Genomic DNA, 16,229 nt, shown 5'->3' on the forward strand with positions numbered 1-16,229 from the left:
CCGCATGGCTCGTGCTGACGGACGAAACGCCGACCAACTCCGGCCGGTGACGATCAAACGTGGGTGGCTCGCGCACGCCGAGGGCTCCGTGCTGGTGGAATTCGGGGGGACCCGGGTGCTGTGCGCCGCCACGGTCCAGGGCGACGTGCCCCGCTGGCGGCGGGGGAGCGGCCTCGGCTGGGTCACCGCCGAGTACGCGATGCTGCCCCGCTCGACCAACACCCGCAGCGATCGGGAGTCGGTACGCGGCAAGATCGGCGGACGCACCCATGAGATCTCCCGGTTGATCGGGCGTTCCCTGCGCGCCTGCGTCGACTACAAGGCGCTCGGGGAGAACTCGATCGTGCTCGACTGCGACGTGCTCCAGGCGGACGGCGGCACCCGGACGGCCGCCATCACCGGCGCCTACGTGGCGCTGGCGGACGCGGTCCGGTGGATGAAGGCGCGCAAGATGTGCCCGGGCGACCCCCTGATCGGCTCCGTGGCCGCGGTGAGCGTGGGCGTGGTGGCCGGCACCCCGATGCTCGACCTCTGCTACACCGAGGACGTCTCCGCCGAGACCGACATGAACGTCGTCATGACCGGCGACGGGAACTACGTGGAGGTGCAGGGGACGGCCGAGGGCACGCCGTTCGACCGCGGGCTGCTCAACGGCATGCTCGACCTCGCCTCGGACGGCTGCGTCGAACTCACCCTGCTCCAGGAGGAGGCGCTCCGGTGAGATCCCTGGTGCTGGCGACGCGCAACGAGCACAAGCTCGTCGAACTCCGCAGGATCCTCGCCGACGCGGGCCTGACCGTGCACCTGCTCGGCCTGGCCGACTTCCCGCAGATCGGGGAGGTGGCCGAGACCGGCCTGACCTTCGCCGAGAACGCGCTGCTCAAAGCGCACGCCGTCGCCCAGGGGTCCGGCCTGCCCGCGATCGCGGACGACTCCGGCCTCTGCGTGGGCGCGCTGAACGGCATGCCGGGTGTCTTCTCGGCCCGCTGGTCGGGCAAGCACGGCGACGACCAGGCCAACCTGGACCTGCTGCTGGCCCAGGTCTCGGATGTGCCCGAGGGCCGTCGCGAGGCCCATTTCACCTGCGCCGCGGCGCTCGCGCTCCCCGGCGGGGACGAGCGGGTCGTGGAGGGCAGACTGCACGGACGGCTGACGTTCACCCCGCGCGGGACGGGCGGCTTCGGCTACGACCCGATCTTCGTCCCCGACGGCGAGAGCCGGACCACCGCCGAGATGTCCCCCGCGGAGAAGGACGCGATCAGCCACCGCGGCCGCGCCTTCCGCGAACTCGCCACCCTCCTGGACCGCTTCCCCGGCCTCTAGCGAGCACCCTCCGGTACGGGCCGCCGCGGCGCGGAGCCCGTACCGGAGAGGTTGTCAGACGCGTTTCCAGTGCCAGGTGTTGCTGGGGTACCGGACACACTTGTAGCGCTTGGTGTGGGCGGCGGCCCGCATGGAGTATCCGTACTGGCGACGCTGGGCTTTGGAGCAGAAGGCGCCGGGCACGACGCAGTCCCAGTGGGTGCCGTGCCGGTAGTAGTACCTGCCGGAGGGTTGCCTTTCCTCGCACCAACCGGCCGAGGTCGTCTGCGATTGGGCGTCGGTGGTCGCGAAGGCGGGGGTGCCGGGGACGAACAGCAGCGTTGCTACGGCAAATGCCGCAATGATCCTTCTTTGCACCGTGATCACGGTAGTGGCAAATGATCGCTTTGGGTCCTTCCGGAGTGGATCAGTCGTCCGGTACGGCGGCCGCGGCGCGGAGCCCGTACCGGACGGTTGTCCCACGACCCGGGGATCAGCCGAGGTGTGGGGGCAGGCGCCAGAGGCGGATGCCGTCGGAGCCGGCGGTGAACGCGGTCTGGCGGTCTCCGACGGAGCCGATCCTGATCGTGTTGATGCCCCCGGTGTGCCCGGGAAGCCCGGCGGTGAGCGGCGCGCGGGTGGCGGGGTCCCAGAGGCGCAGGGTCTTGTCGGCGCTGCCGGACAGGACCACGGGCCGCCCGCCGATCCGGGTGGCGGCGACGGACAGGACCGCCCCGGAGTGACCGGTGAGCGGTCCGCCGACCGCCTCCCGGGTGTGCAGGTCCCAGAGGCGCAGGGTGTGGTCGGCGCTCGCCGAGACGATCAACGGGCGGCCGTCGGCCCAGGTGACCGCGACCGCGCAGACCGGGGCGCCGTGCCCGGCGAGGGGGGCGCCGATCTGCTGGTGGGTCGTCGCGTCCCAGACCCGTACGGTCCTGTCGGCGCCGCCGGAGACGATCACGGGACGGCCGTCGACCTCCGCCGCGTCGAGGCCCAGCACGAACCCGGCGTGCCCGCCGAGCGGTGCGCCGACCGGCCGCTGGGTGGTGAGGTCCCAGACGCGGATCGAACCGTCGTTGCTCGCCGAGACCACCGTCGGCCGCCCGTCCACCCGGGTGGCCACGAGGGCGCGTACCCAGTCGGTGTGCCCGGTCAGCGGGATGCCGATGTTCTGGTGGACCCGCAGGTCCCAGAGCCGGATGGACTTGTCGGCGCTGCCCGTCACGGCGATCGGCCGGCCGTCGACCTGGGCGACGGCGATCGACCAGATGTCGCCGCCGTGTCCGCTGAGCGGACGGCCGAGCGGCTGGCGGACCGTCAGGTCCCAGATCCGCAGTGATCTGTCCCAGTTGTCGGTGATCGCGATCGGCCTGCCGTCCAGCTCGGTGACGGCCAGGCCGATGACCCGCCCGGCGTTCTGGGCGAGCGGCTCGCCGTGTATCCCGGAGACGGGTCCCCCGGCGGGCGGGTGCGACGCCCCGGTTCGGTACGGCGGGGCGCTCGGATGCGAGACCCCGGGGTGGGAGGCCCCGGTGTACGGCCCACCGGGGGCGGGCGGGTACGCCGGTGCGCCGTACGGCTGCCCGGTGTACGGTGCGGGACCCGGGTGGGGCGGGACACTCTGCGGTGCGGGGCCCGGGTACGGCGGGGCACTGTGCGGCGCCGGACCGGGGTAGGGCGGAACGCTCTGCGGCGCCGGACCGGGGTAGGGCGGAACGCTCTGCGGCGCCGGTCCGGGGTAGGGCGGTGCGCTGTGCGAGGGCGGACCGGGGTGGGACTGGGGCGGCTGGGTCCCCGGGTACAGGGCGGTGGGCGGCGGTCCGACCTGGGTGGGCACGGGGTGGGCCTGCCCGGTGTGGGGCGGCGGCTCGTGTCCGGCGGCCGAGGGGAGCACCGCGGTCGGCTTGGGGAGGGCGACCGTGGGCGAGGCGGGCGGCGGGGCCGGGACGGCCTTCCCGCGGAGCACGTCCTCCACGGTGCCCGAACTCGGCCGCAGGCTGTGGTCGACGGACAGGCACGCGTCGACTAGGCCGCGCAGCGGCTCGGCCAGGCCGCTCAGATCGGGTTTGCGGCCGGACTCGTGGATCACGAACCCGGGGACCGCGCGTTCGCCGTACGCCGACTGCCCGGTGGCGGCGTACAGGATCGTGAGCGCCCAGGCGAACATGTCGGCCGCCGGGCCGACCTCGCCCCCGGTGATCTGCTCGGGGGACATGTAGGCGAGGGTGCCGGCGCCGACCCCGGCGGTCTGGGTGAGGCCGTCGATCCGGGCGATGCCGAAGTCGATCACGCAAGGTCCGTCCGGGCCGAGCAGGACGTTGCTCGGCTTGAAGTCCTGGTGGACGATGCCGGCCCGGTGGATGGCCGCGAGCGCCGAGGCCGTGTTGACGGCGAGCCGCAGCAGGTTGCTGGGGGATCGGGAGCCCTGGGTGGCGATCGACTCCTGCAGCGAGGCGCCTTTGACGTACTCGCTGACGATGTACGGCCTGCCGCCGTCGACGCCGACGTCCAGGACGGGAACGGTACAGAACGGGGCGACCCGCTGGGCGAGCTCGGCTTCCCGAAGGAAGCGGCGCTCGGTGTCGGGGTCCCCGGCGAACCGGGCGTGCAGCACTTTGACGGCGACCTGGGTGTCTGCTCGGTCCACGCCGAGATACACGGTGCCCTGGCCACCCTCGCCGAGTCGCCCGCGTAGGTCGTAGCCTCCGAGTCGCCGCGGGTCGTGGGGCATGAGCTGGGCGTGCTGCGGCACGGGTCCTCCGGAAGTTCGCCTGGATGTCGCGATAGTAGAGGATGTTGCAGGAATACAGCATTTGCCACCCGCGGCGTTTCCCGCCGTCGGCCCGGATCGGGCGCGAGTGTAAGCAGCCGGTAAGACCATTGGCACCCCGTCGGGCGTAGCGTCTCACTGTTACACCCGCGTCGAGGGGATTTCAGCATGCGCATGAGATGGGCCGGGCCCGTGATCGGGGTGGTCGCAGGGGCCGTGGCCATCGGCGTCGCCCAGCTTTTCGCCGGGCTGCTCAACCCCCGTGCCTTCCCCGTGATCGCGGTCGGCGACACCGTCATCGACCTCACGCCCGCGCAGATCAAGGACTGGGCGATCGCGACGTTCGGCGTGTACGACAAGGTGGTTCTGCTGGGCGGGATCGCCGTCCTGCTCACCGGCTTCGCGGCGCTGATCGGCGCAGCGGCGCGGCGGAAGGCGGGGTACGGCCTGGCGGGCGTCGGCCTCTTCGCCGCGGTGGGGATCGCCGCCGTCCTCGCCCGGCCCGACACCGCCCTCTTCGACGTCCTGCCGACCGTGTTCGGCGGGATCGCCGGGGCCGTCGCGCTCCTTGTGCTCCTGCGGCGCGCCGACCCCCGGCACGCCCCCGCCCGGCCGGGGCCGGAGGAGATCCTTTCCGGCGCGGAGCCCGCCCCCGCGCCCGAAGCCGAGTCGATGATCGTGCCGGACCGGCGGCGGCTGCTCACCGGGCTCGCCGTCGGCGTGGGCGTCGCCGGGGTCGCCGGAGCCCTCGGCCGGGCGATCTCCGGACGGATGGAGGTGGGCGAAGCCCGTACCGCGCTCACCCTCCCCAAACCCACGGTGCCGCTGGCACCGCTGCCCGCCGGCGTCGACTTCAAGGTCCCCGGGCTCTCCCCCTTCGTCACGCCGAACAAGGACTTCTACCGGATCGACACGGCGCTCTTCGTTCCGCAGGTCTCGCCGAGCGATTGGCGGCTCCGCATCCACGGGCTCGTCGACCGGCCCGTCGAGCTCACCCTCGACGACCTCATGCGCCGCAAACTGGTCGAGGCCGACGTCACCCTGTGCTGCGTCTCCAACGAGGTCGGCGGCCCTCTCATCGGCAACGCCCGCTGGCTCGGCGTCCCCATGGCCGACGTCCTGCGCGACGTCGGGATCCAGGCCGGCGCCGACATGCTGCTCTCCCGCTCGGCCGACGGCTGGACCTGCGGCCCGCCGGTCGACGTCGTCATGGACGGCAGGAACGCGCTCTTCGCGATCGGGATGAACGGCGAGGCGCTCCCGGTCGACCACGGCTTCCCCGTGCGTCAGGTGGTTCCCGGCCTGTACGGCTACGTCTCGGCGACCAAGTGGGTCGTGGACATCAAGGTGACCAGGTTCGCCGACGACCAGGGCTACTGGACGCCGCGCGGCTGGTCGGCGAAGGGGCCGGTCAAGACCCAGTCCCGGATCGACGTCCCCAAGCTGGGCGAGAAGGTCAAAGCGGGCAAGGTCACCGTCGCCGGGGTCGCCTGGGCGCAGCATCGCGGCATCGAGGCGGTGGAGGTCCGGATCGACCAGGGGAGCTGGCACCAGGCCAGGCTCGCCGAGGTGCCCGGCCTGGACACCTGGCGGCAGTGGTCCTACGACTGGGACGCGACCCGGGGCCGGCACCGGATCGAGGTGCGGGCGACCGACAAGGAGGGCCACACCCAGCCCGAAGAACGCACCCCGGTGGCCCCCGACGGCGCCACCGGCTGGCACGGCGTGATCGTCGAGGTCGTCTGACCGGGTTCGCGCGAGGGTACGGGCCCCGCCGGGGAAGGCAATCCGGCGTTTGGCCCCATCCGCACCGGGCGTCGCCCTAGCATCGGCGGGGGAGGGGACGCGCGTGGCCGACAGGACGTCTTGGCAGGGGTACGGGCCGGTCGACGGCGCCCGCCCGAGCCGACCGCGGTCCCGCGAACGGGTCTACAACCCCGTCGTCGGCCCGGACGGCCGCCGCTGGCTCGACTACGAGCTGGCCGCGGAGACCCTCGCGGTCACGGCCGAACGCGAACCGGGGCTCCCGCCGGACGACGCCGTGGACCGCGAGCCCGAGCTCGACTGGTTCGACCGGGCCTCGCGACCGCCTCCCCTGGCCGACGTCCGCCCCTACGACGTCCCGGGCGGGGTGGCCAGGCCGGACCCGCAGCTCCAGGCCGACCTCGAGGAGGTCCTGCCGCACGCGGCGGCGCGTTTCGTGGACCCGCGAACGGGCTGGGGGTCGCTTCTCAACGGGCCCGGGCCGCCGGGCGAGGACCCGTTCCGGGCCACCAACGCGGTGGAATGCGCGCTCTCCGGACTCTCCACCTGGCACGGGGAGCCGGTCGTGGCCGCGCCACGGCGTCCGGAGTACGACCGGATCGGCAGGCCCGTCCTGTCCGGGGAGCCCGGCGGGGTGAGCCGGGCCGAGCGCTGGCTCGGCCACCGCTTCGAGTACGCGGGCAACGGCGCCGAGGCCTATCACCGGATCGGGCGGCGGCTGGCCGAGGGCGGCCCCGGCTCGGGGGCCATGCTGATCAACCGATGGGCCGTCGGCGGCTGCCACACGTGGAACGCCTTCAACGCGGGGGGCCAGGTGGTCTGGGCCGACCTGCAGCGCGGCGACTGCGCCGAACGCCCCCTGTACCCGGGGGTGACCGGGATCTTCTGCGTCGCGATCGACCGGGGAGGGACGCGGCTGTGATCACCTCGGAGCAGGCGAGGGCGCTCGCCGAGGAGATCCTCAACGGGGGCCGGGAGGTGGACGAGGCCGTCGAGGTCGGCGTCTACCCGTTCGCCGAGGGCTTCGTCGCCTGGCCGATGGAGAACGAGCCCGAGGACGTCACCGTGCTTCCCGGGGTGGCCGGCGGCGGCTGCGTCGTGATCGACAGGCACTCCGGCGAGGTGCTGATCCGGCCGCTCATGGCGCCCGAGCTCGTCGCCGACCACTATCGCCGCGAGCGGGCCACCCGCGACCCCGTGTCCGGCCTCCGCTGACCGTCCGGCGGGCTGGGCCCCGTACGTACCGGGTCTTGGGCTTGGAGTCGCGAGGTGGGTCGGCGGGTGGCGCGATACGGTTCGCGGTCCTGCGGGAGGCACGGGGACGGCCGGGGCGTGCTCCTGTGAACGCCCCGGCCGGTGCTCTCCGGTGGAGGACAGGCCCACCGGAGATCCGCGTTTGTCGGCTATGCGGTGTTTCGAACGGTCAGCCGGCGGCGAGGGACTCGACGATCGAGGCCTTGGCCGCACGGCGGGCGGGAAGGACCGAGGCGAGCACCGCCGCGATCCCGGCCAGGAGCACGAACAGGCAGACCTGCAGGATCGGAACCTGGATGATCATCTCTTCGCGGAGGCTCAGGAGAGCGGCCCAGCCGAAGCCGATTCCCAGCGCCACCCCGATCAGCGCCCCGATGATGCCGAGGATCAGCGCCTCAGCGCTCAGCATGCTTCGGAGCTGGGATTTCCCGAGGCCAAGCGCACGCAGTAGGGCCGATTCCCGGGTGCGTTCGACGACTGAGAGCGTGAGCGTGTTGGCGATTCCGATGAGGGAGATGACGATCGCCAGTCCGAGCAGGCCGCCGATGACCCACAGGATCCGGCCAAGCGCCTGGTTAATCTGGGATTTAATCTCGGCTGCGCTGCTGATCTGTGCGATCGGATACGGCTTGACCGCGGCGTCCACGATGTTCCGGGACTTGGCCGGGCTCACCCCGTCCTTACTGTTGATCATGAGCATCGAGTCGCCGTCGGAGTCGAAGTAGCGGGGGAAGTCGGCCTCCGGCACCATCGCCGAGGGGATCAACCCGCCCTGTCCGCCGACGATCACAGAGACCTTGAGCGAGAAGCTCCCCTTCTCGGTGGCCAGGGGCACCTTGTCTCCCAGCTTGACGCCGAGGTCCTTGGCGTACTCGTCCCGGAGCATCAGGGTGCCCGGGGTGAAGTCCGCCAGGGAGCCCTGCTTGACCTCGGGCTTGAAGGTGGTGCCGATAGCCGCCGCACTGATCATGCCGATCGGTCCCTCGCGCTTGTCCGCGGTGAGCTTTCCGTCGTCCTCCCGGAGCCGGACCACCTCCTTGATCTCCGGGTGCTTGGACAACTCGGTGCCGAGGGCCACCGGAAGCGTGCCTTCGAAGCCTTCCTGGGTTCCGATCAGGTACTCGACCGGGAAGTTCTTGTCGATCTCGGCGCTGCTCGTCGCGTTGGCCGAGACGGTCACCATCGAGATGAGGGTCATCAGGGTCACCCCGACGGTCAAGGCCACGGTCGTGGTAGCGGAGCGCTTGGGGTTGCGATGCGAGTTCGTCACCGCGAGGCGGCCGGAGACGCCGAACAGCTTGGCGGGCAGCCAGCCGACGAACCGGCTGAGCGGGCGGACCGTGATCGGACCCCAGACCAGCACCGAGAAGAAGAAGACCACGCCACCGGCGACCACGGTGAACAGCGCCGGGACGCCCTCGCCGACGGAGACCCCGGCGACCGTCACCGCGAGACCGGCCACCGCGAGGAGGGACCCGAAGATCATCCGGGTCCGGCTCGCCCGGTAGTCCCGCTCCTCGCTCTGGGTGCGCAGCGCGGCGATCGGCGCCACCCGGGTGGCGGCCCGCGCCGGGACCAGGGCGGACAGGACGGTCACGCCGAGTCCGACGGCGAGCCCGACGAGGATCGTGCGCGCGGTCAGCGAGACGCCGTCGGTGGGGAGACCCGCGTCGAAGAGGTTGAGCAGGCTGAGCGCCCCGGCACCCATCCCAAGGCCCAGGCCGAGCCCGAGGACGGAGGCGATCGATCCGATGACGGCGGCCTCCAGCAGGGTGGCGCCGAAGATCTGCCCGCGGGTGGCGCCGATACAGCGGAGCAGCGCCGTCTCCCGCACGCGCTGGGCCAGCAGGATGCTGAACGTGTTGTAGATCACCAGGCCGGCCACCAGCAGGGCCACCAGGCCGAAGAGAAGGAGGGCGCTGGTGACGAACCCCAGCTCGACGCCGTTCTGCTTGGAGATCGCCTCGCCGAGCTCCCGGCCCGTCTTCACGGTGAAGTTCGTGCCCAGGGCATCGCCGACGGCCTTGCTGAGCTGCTCGGGGGAGACGCCCTCGGACGCGAGGACGTTGATCTCCCGGTAGGTCTTCTCCCCGGTGACGGCCATCGCCTCGTCGTGGGTGAGCCCGACCCCGCCGCGGGATGCGAGCTCCTGGTTGAGCCCCACGTCGAAGGTGCCGACCAGTCGGAACTCCCGCGGATCCCTCGCCTTCCCCAGGACCTTGATCGTGTCGCCGGGCTTGTAGCCCACGCGCTCGGCGGTGTTCCGGTCGAGGATGGCCTCGCCGGGTCCGGGAAGCCGGCCCGAGACGATCGAGGTACGGCTGAGCCGCCCGTCGGCGACGGAGATGCCCGCGGTCGGTCGCCCCGCGATCCTCCCGTCCTTGCCGAGGAGCGCGGCGGTGCCCTGGATCAGACCGTGGGCCTCGGCGACCCCCGGAACCGCCTTGACCTTGGCCAGCGTGGCGAAGGGAACAGACGGCGGCTGATCCCCTTCGCCCTCGTTGGGCATCACCGCGACGTCGATCTTGTCAGCCGCGTCGGCGAAGGACTTGTTGAACCCCACCTGGATCGTGTCGGTCAGGATGAACGTGCCCGAGATGAACGCCACCCCGAGCGTGATGGCGGTCGCGGTCAGCAGCAGGCGCAGCTTCTGCGCGAACAGCCCCGCCAGAGTCGACTTGAGCACCTCACGCCTCCAGCTTCATCAGCGTGTCGTGCACCGACTGCGGGGTCGGCCCGTGGAGTTCGGAGACGAGCTCCCCGTCCCGCAGGAAGACCACCCGATCGGCGTAGCTCGCGGCCACCGGGTCGTGGGTGACCATCACGATCGTCTGGCCCAGCTCACGGACCGAGGTCCGCAGGAAGCTGAGGACCTCGGCTCCGCTGCGGGAGTCCAGGTTTCCGGTCGGCTCGTCGGCGAAGATGACCTGCGGCCGGCTGATCAACGCGCGGGCGACGGCCACCCGCTGCTGCTGCCCGCCGGAGAGCTCGGTCGGCCGGTGCCTCAGCCGATCCCGGAGGCCGACCGTGTCGACCACCCGGTTGAACAGCGCCTCGTCCGCTTTGCGGCCCGCGATCTCCAGGGGAAGCCGGATGTTCTGCTCCGCTGTCAGAGTGGGGAGCAGGTTGAACGCCTGGAAGATGAAGCCGATGCGGTCCCGGCGCAGGAGGGTGAGCTCTTTGTCCTTCAGCGTGGTGATGTCGGTGTCGCCGATGCGGACCACCCCGCGGGTCGCGGTGTCCAGCCCGGCGAGGCAGTGCATGAGCGTCGACTTGCCGGACCCCGAGGGGCCCATGATGGCGGTGAACGCGCCTGTCTCGAACCCGACGCTCACATCCTTGAGGGCGTGGACCGCGGCGTCGCCCGAGCCGTAGACCTTCACGAGGTTGTTCGCGACGACGGCGGGCGGAGCGGCGCTTCGCGCTTCCGGGGGGACGATGACGGACACGAAAACTCCTTGTCGATGGTGTGCGGTGTCAAAAAGCTACTTCCGCGGGCGTATCCGGCTCATCGGCCGCGAGGCCGGAACCGATACCGGCCGTTCGGACGGTGCGTGGCCGCCTGCATCGGCCATTCGGCCGACCCGGTCCGGGATGAATCGGACAAGGAAATGAACGCGGCGGGCGGAGAGCCGGCCAAACGGGGCTGGCGTGCGCCGACGTCGCACCCGTGTGATCGGGGGAGCCATCGCCCGAGCTTCTGAGGAATTCCCGGGAAGGCGCGGAGAATTATCCCTAAAAATCGTTTATAGGAGTTTTCCGCCCTCGGTGGGTTTCCTATTGCTTACAACGGATTTACGAGTACTCATCCATCATGTGAGCATGGCTGAGAATATCCCCCCGGGGCCGGCCGGATCCCAGGGACGCCCGGAGGGCGACCCGGCGGATGCCGTATCCGCACAACCCGCGAGCCCCTCCCAGACCGGCGAGGCGGCGGACGCGGAGACCGCGCGCTTTTTCGCGCCCCCTCCCGCAGGTTCGCCCACCGAGGGAGCCGCCACCCAGCCGCCCCTCGTCACACCACCCCCGTCACCGGAGTCACCGGACTCCGGCACCGCGCACCACGATGCGCCGCCGCCTCCGCCCCCGACGACCCCCGGGGTGTCGTATGCGCCGCCTCCGCCCAGGGCCGCCCGGCTGCGCCGGTTCGCCGGGCGCAAGGCCGTCCAGCTCGTCGGCGTCGGCCTGGTCGGCGCGCTGATCGGCGGTGGGGTCGTGGCGATCGTCGACGCGGTGGGCGACCGCGACGACTTCAGGAGGGGGGTCGTCTGGTACGGGGACGACCACCCGTTCGAGGACGACGACCAGGAGTGGTTCTTCCGAGGTCCCCGCCGCGGCGGCCCCTGGTACGAACACGATGGGCCCTACGGTCCGCCCCGCGGGGGCATGATGTGCCGTGGCTTCGAGTCGGGTGCGGAGATCTGCCGCTGGCGTCAGCCGGAGGAACGGTACCGGTGGGCGCCGCCGGAGCCCGCCCTCCCGCCGCCCCTCCCGTCGCCGTCCGTTCCGATCGTGCCGTCACCATCGGTTTCGATCGTCCCGTCGCCGTCCTCGTCGACCGTCCCGGCACCGTCGGCTTCGGTCCGGTCCGGCTGAGAGAGAGATCACATAGCCCTTTAACTTACGGTACCGTAACCTACTATCGCGTAGGTTAAAGGGAGTGGTCGTCCATGGAGAACGCGTTGGGGCGTCTCAAGCCCCGGTTGCGCGGATGGTTGCACGCCGGTGCCTTTCCGGTGGTCCTGGTCGGGGGTCTGGCCCTGGTGGCGTTCGGCCCGACCCTCACCGCGCGGCTCGCCGCGGTCGTCTACGCCCTCTCCTCGGCCCTGCTCTTCGGCGTCTCGGCCGCCTACCATCGGGGTCGGCTCTCACCCCGGGTGGCCGAGGTGCTCCGGCGTTTCGACCACGCCAACATCTACCTGATCATCGCGGGGACGTACACGCCGTTCGCGCTGCTCGCCCTGGACGGCGTGGCCAGGGGGGCGGTCCTCGCGGTGATCTGGACCGGCGCCCTGGCCGGTGTGGTCTTCCGGGTCGTCTGGATCGGCGCTCCCCGCTGGCTCTACACCGGCCTGTACATCGTCCTCGGCTGGGTCGCGGTGTTCGTCCTGCCCCAGCTGGTGGCCGGAGCCGGTTTGTGGGCGGTCCTCCTGGTGATCCTCGGCGGCGTCCTGTACAGCGCGGGCGGCATCGTGTACGGCCTGAAACGCCCCGACCCGTCCCCCCGCTGGTTCGGCTTCCACGAGGTCTTCCACGCCTTCACCCTCGCCGCCTACCTCCTCCAGTACATCGCCGTCTCCCTCGTCGTCTACCAAGCCACCTGACATCGCCCCCCAGCACCCGCAGGCCACAGCTCACCCCATCAGGCCCTCACGGATGGTTCGTACGGCTCAAGAAGCCGGTCGGGCGAGAACTCCGGCACGCGAGCCCGTTCCGACAGCACAGGGCTTCCAGCGCGCCGCGGCCCATAGGGCCGACAAGCGAGGGAGTGGCCCCGGTCTTGTACAGGCGACCTTCGCCGATCGTTGCGTAGTCCCCAGCCGGTGTGGTTCATACGGTTGGAGGAGCCGACCAGGCGCGGATCCTGGCACGCGGAGGCCTTCCGTTCCAGGCTCTTGGCACTGCGGCCCGCAGGGCCCGCAAGAGAAGCGGCTGGCCTCTGCGGCGTCCGGACGACCTCAGCCGGTCACTGTGGAGTCCCCAGCCGGTGCGGGCAGGTTCGTTCGGCTAAGGGAGGTGGTCGGTCGGAGGCCCCAGCCGGTGCGGGCAGGTTCGTGCGGCTAAGGGAGGTGGTCGGTCGGAGGCCCCAGCCGGTGCGGGCAGGTTCGTGCGGCTAAGGAGCTGGTCGGTCGAAGGCCCCAGCCGGTGGGGGCAGGTTCGTATGGCTAAAAGCGGTGGTCAATCGGAGGCCCCAGCAGGCGGGGGTTACCGCGTGGGGGTTCCAGGGGGTCTCCCCCTGGGCAAACACTCCCTAAGGGTCCCTGGGGAGCAAGCAAAGCTTGCGACCAGGGATCCCCGGACCCGTGGGGTCGGTGGGATTCGAACCCACACTGGCACGGACCTAAACCGTGTGCCTCCTGCCGTTGGGCTACGACCCCGTGTGGTGGTTCCGGCTTGGCGGCGTGGTGGGTGGTTGTCGCGTGGCCGGTTGTTTCGCTGGGGCAATCCTACTGGTTCGCCGGTGGGTCTTCGATTGATTTGCCCGCTTGGGAGGACGGGTCAGATGCCGAGCTCTCTGCGGAGTCTGGCGACGTGCCCGGTGGCTTTGACGTTGTAGAGGGCTTTCTCGACGGTGCCGTCGGCGTCGATCACGAAGGTGGATCGGATGACGCCGGTGATGGTTTTGCCGTAGGACTGCTTTTCGCCGTAGGTGCTGTAGGCGTGGTGGACGGTGAGGTCGGGGTCGGCGAGGAGGGGGTAGGTGAGCGCGTCCCGTTCGATGAATTGGCGGAGTTTGGCGGGGTTGTCTTTGGACACGCCGAGTACTTCCACGCCGGCGGCCTGGAGTGCGGAGAGGTTGTCGCGGAAGTCGCAGGCCTGCTTGGTGCACCCGGGTGTCATGGCGGCAGGGTAGAAGTAGAGGATCACGCGCTTGCCGCGGAATGCGGAGAGGGTGGTTTTGTTCTCCTCGGCGTCGAGGAGGGTGAAGTCGGGTGCCGTGTCGCCGGGCTGGAGCTTGCTCATGCTCGTCAACCTTACTGGTTGCGCCGGTTGTCGCAGGGCAGGAGCGAACCTGACAGACTGATCGGTGCCGGTGTGGTTCGGGTGCGATTGGGGAGGGGTTATGGCGGACGTCGAATCTGAGGTCGTGCTGCGCGCACCGGATCTTCCGGCTGTCCGGTCGCGTCCGTCGGATCCGGCCTCGTTGGAGCTGGAGATCGAGCGGACTCGGGCGGAGCTGGCCCGGACGATCGACGCGATCGCCCATCGGGTGAGTCCGCGGCAGGTCGCCCAGCGCGGTGTGGCGCGGATCAAGGGTAACGCCGAGCATGTGGTGCAGGCGGTCACGGACTTGGTGGGCGGGACGGCACGTCCTTCTCCGGCCCGGCCGGGTGAGCGCCGCGGTCCGGAGCCGGCGCAGGCGGTCTCTCCCGTGATCATCGGGGTGGGTGCCGCGGTCGTGGTGGTGGCGGCGGTGATCCTTTGGCGTCGCCGCCGGCGCTGAGCGGCCCGGCGCGCCGGGTTCAGAGGTTCTGGGGCGGGGTCATGGTGAAGTGGGCTTCGACTTCGGCGTGCACGCTCTGGGTTTGCGGTTCGAGGGTGAGCGCCGGCGGCCCGTCGCCCATCGCCCGCATGGTGTCCATCTCGTAGGCGAACATCGGGGTGTTCCGCTGCCCGCCGGTGTCGGTGAGTTCGATGAGGCCGGTGAGGCGTCCGCCGAGCGCTTCGGCGTATTCCGCGGCGCGTTTGACGGCTTCGCGGGCGGCTTCGGCTCGGGCCCGCCGGTGGATGTCGCTGGTCGCGCGCATCGCCCAGGTGAGGCCGTCGACGGTGACGAGGTCTTGGTCGGCGAGGCGGGTCACGATTTCGCCGAGTGCGGTGAAGTCGTTGACGACGACGCGTAGCCGTACGGTCCCGTGGTAGCCGCGGATCCGCTCGTCGGCGCGGCGTCCCTTGGTTTCGGGGTACACGCTGAAGCCCCCGGTTTCCACGGATTCGACGGCTTCGCCGTACGACTTGATCAGGGTGAGGACTTCGTCGTTGCGCCGGGTGACCCGGTCGAGGACCGTGCGCCGGTCGCGATCCCGGGCGCCGACGGCGATCCTGAGGTGCGCGATCTCGGGTTCGACCTCGAGGACGGCTTCGCCTCGGACGCGCAGTTGCGGTTCGCGCATGATTCTCCAGCGGTCGACGGGAGCGACGGGTCTCCAGTCAACCCCGGATCTAGAGAAATGTCTTGCCCTCCCCGCGATAGGTCGGCGCCTGTCCGGCGAGGGAGTCCCCGGTGATCAGGTGCAGGGTGTCGAAGTGTTCGCAGAGTTCGCCGGCTTTGGCATGCCGGAACCACACGCGGTCGCCGATGCGGAGCCGGTCGGCGGCGGGGCCGTGGAGCGGGGTCTGGACTTCTCCGGCGCCTTCGTTTCCGTCGTAGCGGAGCCCGGCGGGGTGGTGGGGCTGGGGGAGCCGGGACGGTCCGGGCGGGCCGGAGGCGTGGTAGCCGCCGCCCAGCACGGTGACGACCCCGGGTCCGGGCCGCCGGACGACGGGGAGGGCGAAGAGTGCGGCGGGGGTGCCGCGGAAGCCGGTGTAGTGGTCGAAGAGCCGGGGGTGGTAGAGCCCGGAGCCCGCGGCCACTTCGGTGACGGCCCTCTCCCGGACGGTCTTTTCCACGCTCCCGGTTCCGCCGCCGTTGACGAACTCGAGTTCGGCGAGGTTCCGTACGGCTTGGACGATCCGTCCGCGCCGCCGGATGAGTTCGCGGGTGGATCGCGCCTGCATCACCCGGATGGCTCGGGCGAGGAGCGGGTTGCCCGGCGGGTTGTCGCCGACTCCGGCGATCTGGCCTTCGTACGCCATCAGGCCGACGAGCCGGAGGGTGCGGCGCCGGCCGATGTCGCGGGCGAGGGTGACGGCTTGCGCGGGGGTTCTGACGGGGGATCTGCGGGCGCCGGCCCGGACCCGGCCGCCGAGGGCGACATACCCCGCATCGATATCAAGACATACCCGGATCCGGGTGGTCGGGTGGGTCGACTCGATCAGGTCGAGGTGCTCCGGGGAGTCGACGAGCAGGGTGATCTCCCAGGCGGCGCGGGGGTCGGCGGCGAGGACGGCCAAGGCGCTCCGGTCGACGGTCGGATAGGCGACGAGGACGTCGCGGAACCCCTGGGAGACGAGCCAGAGCGCCTCGGGGAGGGTGTAGGCCATGATCCCCGCGAAGCCGGGAAGGGCCAGGGCGCGTTCGAGCAACGACCGGCAGCGGACCGACTTGGAGGCGATCCGGATGGGCTTCCCGCGGGCCCGGCGGACCAGCTCCGCCGCGTTGGCGTCGAAGGCGTCGAGGTCGACGACGGCGAACGGCGGTTCGAGCGCGGCGGTGACGCGATCGTAGCGATTCATCCCAGAAGCGTAAGACATGAAAGCCTCTCATGTTAATGGTGTGTGCCTTTGGTAAGACCAGGGAAAAGGTCCGGCGTGGGAG

15 protein-coding genes and 1 tRNA gene are annotated in these 16,229 nt (G+C 71.0%); 8 read left to right on the forward strand and 8 right to left on the reverse strand.

Translation table 11 applies throughout. The annotated features are described in order from the left end of the window. Nucleotides 1-4 precede the first annotated feature (4 nt). Nucleotides 5-721, forward strand: a complete 717-nt coding sequence (gene rph, locus RUR_RS23445; protein ID WP_283137320.1) for a ribonuclease PH — start codon at nt 5-7, stop codon at nt 719-721. Further along, nucleotides 718-1,323 carry an RdgB/HAM1 family non-canonical purine NTP pyrophosphatase gene (rdgB, locus tag RUR_RS23450; RefSeq protein ID WP_283137321.1) on the forward strand — a complete coding sequence of 202 codons (606 nt, stop codon included), beginning with the start codon at nt 718-720 and terminating at the stop codon, nt 1,321-1,323. Before rph ends, rdgB begins: the two co-directional genes overlap by 4 nt. A gap of 54 nt (nt 1,324-1,377) precedes the next feature. On the opposite strand, the gene RUR_RS23455 is transcribed toward rdgB, so the two are convergent. Together RUR_RS23455 and RUR_RS23460 are read right to left on the reverse strand one after the other, a co-directional pair. Continuing rightward, entirely contained in the window at nt 1,378-1,680 is a 303-nt protein-coding gene (locus tag RUR_RS23455) for a hypothetical protein (RefSeq protein ID WP_283137322.1), read from the reverse strand. Nucleotides 1,681-1,795: 115 nt separating this feature from the next. Beyond that, nucleotides 1,796-4,054 (reverse strand): protein kinase domain-containing protein, encoded by a 2,259-nt coding sequence (locus RUR_RS23460; protein WP_283137323.1) that lies wholly within the window; start codon nt 4,052-4,054, stop codon nt 1,796-1,798. A 186-nt stretch (nt 4,055-4,240) separates the two neighbouring features. On the opposite strand from RUR_RS23460, the gene RUR_RS23465 reads away from it, so the two are divergent. The 3 genes from RUR_RS23465 to RUR_RS23475 all read left to right on the forward strand — a co-directional run bounded on the left by RUR_RS23465 (nt 4,241) and on the right by RUR_RS23475 (nt 7,051). Continuing rightward, nucleotides 4,241-5,818, forward strand: a complete 1,578-nt coding sequence (locus RUR_RS23465; RefSeq protein ID WP_283137324.1) for a molybdopterin-dependent oxidoreductase — start codon at nt 4,241-4,243, stop codon at nt 5,816-5,818. Nucleotides 5,819-5,921: 103 nt separating this feature from the next. Then, the gene (locus tag RUR_RS23470) at nt 5,922-6,758 is read left to right on the forward strand and encodes a toxin glutamine deamidase domain-containing protein (protein ID WP_283137325.1); all 837 of its coding nucleotides are present in this window, start codon (nt 5,922-5,924) and stop codon (nt 6,756-6,758) included. Further along, on the forward strand, nt 6,755-7,051 hold the full coding sequence (locus tag RUR_RS23475; RefSeq protein ID WP_283137326.1) for a hypothetical protein: 297 nt from the start codon (nt 6,755-6,757) through the stop codon (nt 7,049-7,051). Before RUR_RS23470 ends, RUR_RS23475 begins: the two co-directional genes overlap by 4 nt. A gap of 208 nt (nt 7,052-7,259) precedes the next feature. On the opposite strand, the gene RUR_RS23480 is transcribed toward RUR_RS23475, so the two are convergent. Together RUR_RS23480 and RUR_RS23485 are read right to left on the reverse strand one after the other, a co-directional pair. Beyond that, complete coding sequence (locus tag RUR_RS23480) at nt 7,260-9,776, reverse strand: ABC transporter permease (protein ID WP_283137327.1); 2,517 nt, start codon at nt 9,774-9,776, stop codon at nt 7,260-7,262. A gap of 1 nt (nt 9,777) precedes the next feature. Then, nucleotides 9,778-10,539: an ABC transporter ATP-binding protein gene (locus tag RUR_RS23485; RefSeq protein WP_283137328.1), complete on the reverse strand. Its 762-nt coding sequence runs from the start codon at nt 10,537-10,539 to the stop codon at nt 9,778-9,780. Between the two features lie 373 nt (nt 10,540-10,912). Between RUR_RS23485 and RUR_RS23490 the strand changes: the two genes are divergently transcribed. Then, a complete protein-coding gene (locus RUR_RS23490) occupies nt 10,913-11,686 on the forward strand; it encodes a hypothetical protein (RefSeq protein WP_283137329.1) in 774 nt (257 codons plus the stop codon). A 74-nt stretch (nt 11,687-11,760) separates the two neighbouring features. Further along, nucleotides 11,761-12,414, forward strand: a complete 654-nt coding sequence (gene trhA / locus RUR_RS23495) for a PAQR family membrane homeostasis protein TrhA (protein ID WP_283137330.1) — start codon at nt 11,761-11,763, stop codon at nt 12,412-12,414. A gap of 700 nt (nt 12,415-13,114) precedes the next feature. Here trhA and RUR_RS23500 read toward each other — a convergent pair. Then, nucleotides 13,115-13,188, reverse strand: a tRNA-Leu gene (locus RUR_RS23500). Between the two features lie 121 nt (nt 13,189-13,309). Beyond that, a complete protein-coding gene (gene bcp / locus RUR_RS23505) occupies nt 13,310-13,774 on the reverse strand; it encodes a thioredoxin-dependent thiol peroxidase (RefSeq protein WP_283137331.1) in 465 nt (154 codons plus the stop codon). A 100-nt stretch (nt 13,775-13,874) separates the two neighbouring features. Between bcp and RUR_RS23510 the strand changes: the two genes are divergently transcribed. Next, nucleotides 13,875-14,255 carry a DUF3618 domain-containing protein gene (locus RUR_RS23510; RefSeq protein WP_283137332.1) on the forward strand — a complete coding sequence of 127 codons (381 nt, stop codon included), beginning with the start codon at nt 13,875-13,877 and terminating at the stop codon, nt 14,253-14,255. A gap of 19 nt (nt 14,256-14,274) precedes the next feature. Here the strand turns inward: RUR_RS23510 and RUR_RS23515 are convergent, their stop codons facing one another. Both RUR_RS23515 and RUR_RS23520 read right to left on the reverse strand, forming a co-directional pair. Further along, nucleotides 14,275-14,925 (reverse strand): SIMPL domain-containing protein, encoded by a 651-nt coding sequence (locus RUR_RS23515; RefSeq protein ID WP_283137333.1) that lies wholly within the window; start codon nt 14,923-14,925, stop codon nt 14,275-14,277. Between the two features lie 49 nt (nt 14,926-14,974). Then, the gene (locus tag RUR_RS23520) at nt 14,975-16,147 is read right to left on the reverse strand and encodes an amino acid deaminase/aldolase (RefSeq protein WP_283137334.1); all 1,173 of its coding nucleotides are present in this window, start codon (nt 16,145-16,147) and stop codon (nt 14,975-14,977) included. Nucleotides 16,148-16,229 lie beyond the last annotated feature (82 nt).

Origin of the sequence: Rhizohabitans arisaemae (assembly GCF_025996515.1) — a bacterium.
Classification (GTDB): Bacteria; Actinomycetota; Actinomycetes; order Streptosporangiales; family Streptosporangiaceae; genus Rhizohabitans; species Rhizohabitans arisaemae.

Coding starts and splice junctions, on each gene's coding strand:
- rph (WP_283137320.1), top strand. CDS start 5: ATGGCTCGTGCTGACGGACGAAACGCCGACCAACTCCGGCCGGTGACG.
- RUR_RS23465 (WP_283137324.1), top strand. CDS start 4,241: ATGCGCATGAGATGGGCCGGGCCCGTGATCGGGGTGGTCGCAGGGGCC.
- RUR_RS23490 (WP_283137329.1), top strand. CDS start 10,913: ATGGCTGAGAATATCCCCCCGGGGCCGGCCGGATCCCAGGGACGCCCG.
- trhA (WP_283137330.1), top strand. CDS start 11,761: ATGGAGAACGCGTTGGGGCGTCTCAAGCCCCGGTTGCGCGGATGGTTG.
- bcp (WP_283137331.1), bottom strand. CDS start 13,774: ATGAGCAAGCTCCAGCCCGGCGACACGGCACCCGACTTCACCCTCCTC.
- RUR_RS23510 (WP_283137332.1), top strand. CDS start 13,875: ATGGCGGACGTCGAATCTGAGGTCGTGCTGCGCGCACCGGATCTTCCG.
- RUR_RS23515 (WP_283137333.1), bottom strand. CDS start 14,925: ATGCGCGAACCGCAACTGCGCGTCCGAGGCGAAGCCGTCCTCGAGGTC.
- RUR_RS23520 (WP_283137334.1), bottom strand. CDS start 16,147: ATGAATCGCTACGATCGCGTCACCGCCGCGCTCGAACCGCCGTTCGCC.